At 73.6% G+C, this 2345-nt stretch carries 3 protein-coding genes and 1 pseudogene; 2 read left to right on the top strand and 2 right to left on the bottom strand.

Annotated elements, in window-relative coordinates; translation table 11 throughout:
- Nucleotides 1-227: pseudogene (locus AB0M20_RS38790) on the top strand (hypothetical protein); the annotation flags it as partial.
- A 15-nt stretch (nt 228-242) separates the two neighbouring features.
- On the opposite strand, the gene AB0M20_RS38785 reads toward AB0M20_RS38790, so the two are convergent.
- Nucleotides 243-1382, bottom strand: a complete 1140-nt coding sequence (locus tag AB0M20_RS38785; RefSeq protein ID WP_364305957.1) for an FAD-dependent oxidoreductase — start codon at nt 1380-1382, stop codon at nt 243-245.
- Nucleotides 1383-1452: 70 nt separating this feature from the next.
- On the bottom strand, nt 1453-1695 hold the full coding sequence (locus AB0M20_RS38780) for a hypothetical protein (RefSeq protein ID WP_364305955.1): 243 nt from the start codon (nt 1693-1695) through the stop codon (nt 1453-1455).
- Nucleotides 1696-1793: 98 nt separating this feature from the next.
- On the opposite strand from AB0M20_RS38780, the gene AB0M20_RS38775 reads away from it, so the two are divergent.
- Nucleotides 1794-2345, top strand: a 552-nt coding sequence (locus AB0M20_RS38775; RefSeq protein ID WP_364305954.1) for an ATP-binding protein, incomplete at its 3' end; no start/stop codon positions are given.

The raw sequence follows: 2345 nt of genomic DNA, 5'->3' as shown, positions 1-2345 counted from the left end.
GCCGCATCCCGGGGGTGTCCGTGGTCGGCGCGGTCACCGACGAGGCCGGCCGCAGCGGCGTCGCCGTGGCCCGCGACGAGGTGCAGGGCTCCCGCGTCGCTCTCATCTTCGACCCGAGGACCTACGAATATCTCGGTGAGCGGGTCACCGATGGGAACGGCGGGATCCTCAGCTCCGCCGCCGTACTCCGGTCCGCGGTCGTCTCCGAAGCGGGCCGCAGGCCGTAGCGGACCGCCGCGGGTTCACCGCCGCTGGTTCAGGGCGAGCCCCGACAGGCTCATGGCGAGCTTCCGCTGCACCGCTGCGGACCGGCCGGCGAGGCCGAGGACGGTGTTCCGGACGGTGCGGACGACCGGGTTGCGCACGGTGGCCGCGCGCGTGAGCCGGTCGGTGGTGGTCACCACATCGACGGCGACCGGCCGGCGGACGGCCTCGTAGGTGTCCGGGCCGCCGGCGAGCACGTCCGCCAGCGCGACCGCGTCCTGGATCCCGGTGTTCATGCCCTGGCCGCCGGCCGGACTGTGCACGTGTGCCGCGTCCCCGGCCAGGAACACCGGCCCGCGGCGGTAGCTCTCGGCCAGGCGGTGGTGCACGCGGAAGCGCGAACTCCACACCACCTCGGTGACCTCCGCCGGCGCCTTGCGCGGACCGCGGTCGTCGAGCAGCGCCTGCACATCGGACAGTCCCGGCTGCTCGGGCGCCTGGTCGAGGGTGGCGACGATGCGGAACCGGTCATCCGGCAGCGGCGCGACCACGACCAGGCCGCGCGGGGCGAAGCACAGGTGCACCTCGTCGCGCGCGAACGGCCAGCGCATCCTTACGTCGGCCAGGACGAACGACTGCTCGTACCGCTCACCGGCGAAGCCGATCCCGGCCAGCTCCCGGACGGTGCTGTGCATGCCGTCGCAGCCGGCGACGTACCGGGCGTGGATGCTGTGCCCGTCGACGGTCGCCGTCACGCCGTCGCCGCCGGTCTCCAGCGCGGTCAGGGCGTGCCGCCAGTACACGGTTCCGCCGGCCGCCTCGAGACGTTCGCCGAGCACCTCCTCGGTCTGGTTCTGCGGCAGCATCAGCGTGTACGGGAACCGCGTGTCCAGCCCGTCGAACGGCACCTTCAGCAGCGCCCGGTCGCGATCGCGGATCACGAAGCGCGGGACCACGATGCCGCGGCGGCACAGCTCGTCGCTCACCTTGAGGTCGTCGAGGACCTCGAGGGTGCGGGCGTGGATGACGGCGGCCCGGGAGGTGTTGCCGCCCCGGTCCGCCCGGTCGATCAGCACGAAGTCGGTGCCCCGCGCGGCCAGGGCGCAGGCGAGGGTCAGCCCGGCCGGGCCGGCGCCGACGATCAGGACCTCGGTGCGGCTCGGGAGTGTGGCGTTCATCGTCGCACCGCCCGGCGTGCGCGGGTGACGCTGAACGGAACGGGACCGATCTCGGTGAGCATGGCTCCTCCTAGGGCGTCGCGACCCGGTCGATCCTGGTCGCCGTGCTGGTGGTGGCGACGAACCGCGGCAGCTGGCGAAGCGCCGCGGCTTCGTCCTCGGCCGCGACCCGCCACCAGATCTCGTGGCCGCCGCCGCGGCACGAGGCGAACGCGTCGGTGTGCCGCAGCGGGCTGGCGAATCCGCGGAAGGCGGCGAAGACGACCCCGCAGTCGTCGGCGCTGTGTCGGTTGTGGAGCAGGAAGTGCGGCACAGGAGTGAGCCTCGCCGCTGCGGCGCCCGCCGACATCGGGGTACAACCCTGAGCCACACCCTGGTCCCGGAGGCGGCGGCACGGCATGCTCTTCAAGAATGGGGGACCGCGGTCGCGACCTGGTGGGACGCGGCGCCGAACTGGACACGTTCGACGTCGTCCTCGACGCGCTCGGCGCCGGCCGGGCACGGGTGGTGCTGCTGGCGGGTGAGCCGGGCATCGGCAAGAGCCGCATGCTCGCCGAGCTGGGCACGCGGGCCGACGCGCGGGGCATGCTCGTGCTGGCCGGAAGCGCTTCGGAATTCGAGCGTGACCTGCCGTTCTGGCTCTTCGTCGACGCGCTGGACGAGTATCTGAGGGCGATCGGGGCCGGCCCGCTGGACGGCGTCGACAAGGAGGCTCGCGCCGAGCTCGGGCACGTGCTGCCGTCCTGGCCGGCGTCGTCCGCAGAGGGGACCGGTCGCGGGGATCCGCGCTATCGGACACACCGGGCCGTGCGTCAGGTGCTGGAGGCGCTGGCCTCAAGGACGCCCCTGGTGCTGCTGCTCGACGACCTGCACTGGGCCGACTCCGGCTCGGTGGAGCTGATCTGCGCGCTGCTCCGGCGGCCACCGGTCGCGCCCGTGCTCATCGGCCTGGCCCTGCGGCCG

Origin of the sequence: Actinoplanes sp. NPDC051633 (genome assembly GCF_040681735.1) — a bacterium.
In the GTDB taxonomy this organism is placed as follows: domain Bacteria; phylum Actinomycetota; class Actinomycetes; order Mycobacteriales; family Micromonosporaceae; genus Actinoplanes.
Note: the sequence above shows the minus strand (reverse complement) of the source record. Positions and strands in the feature narration are given on the sequence as shown.